This window comes from Oceanospirillum linum (genome assembly GCF_001995095.2).
Taxonomy (GTDB): domain Bacteria; phylum Pseudomonadota; class Gammaproteobacteria; order Pseudomonadales; family Halomonadaceae; genus Oceanospirillum; species Oceanospirillum linum.
Window position 1 is genome coordinate 1 of the sequence record NZ_MTSD02000044.1, and the last position, 563, is coordinate 563.

At 40.3% G+C, this 563-nt stretch carries 1 protein-coding gene; it reads left to right on the top strand.

Annotation, left to right across the window (positions count from 1 at the left end):
- Positions 1 to 294 precede the first annotated feature (294 nt).
- The coding region (locus tag BTA35_RS16545) for a pseudouridine synthase (protein ID WP_238377626.1) at positions 295 to 563 on the top strand (269 nt) is incomplete at its 3' end.

Here is a 563-nt window from a genome sequence, read left to right on the forward strand (position 1 = left end):
ATTAAAATATATAGCAAAATTCTCATCTCTTGTGCCATTTAGCACTAAATCAGTTACGCCTCACAAACTACAAGGCACAACCCATACACGCTATATGGGGTTAAAAGCCTACTTCTAAAGTAAGAATAATCAAAAAAAGCAGAAACACAATCAACACTCAGCAATCCTTAGCTATCAAAATGAGTTGCTCAGGGTATAGATTCGTGTTGTTCCATCTAATCCTGTAGAATTTAACGCCTTAAAACCACTCCGCGTTTATTGAATAGATGCGATCGATACAGATGCCTTTTGACCATGAGCCGACTCTTTCTGTTCAACAAACCTTATCAGGTGCTTTCTCAATTTACTGATCAGGATGGCCGTCAAACTTTGGCCAGCTTTATTACAGAGCCAAATATTTATCCCGCTGGTCGACTTGATTACGATTCCGAGGGGCTGTTACTGCTCACTGATGATGGCCAGCTACAGCACAGAATAGCATCCCCTGAAATGAAGTTACCTAAAACCTATGTCATTCAGGTTGAAGGTGATGTCACAGAAGATGCACTAAAACAGTTACGCAA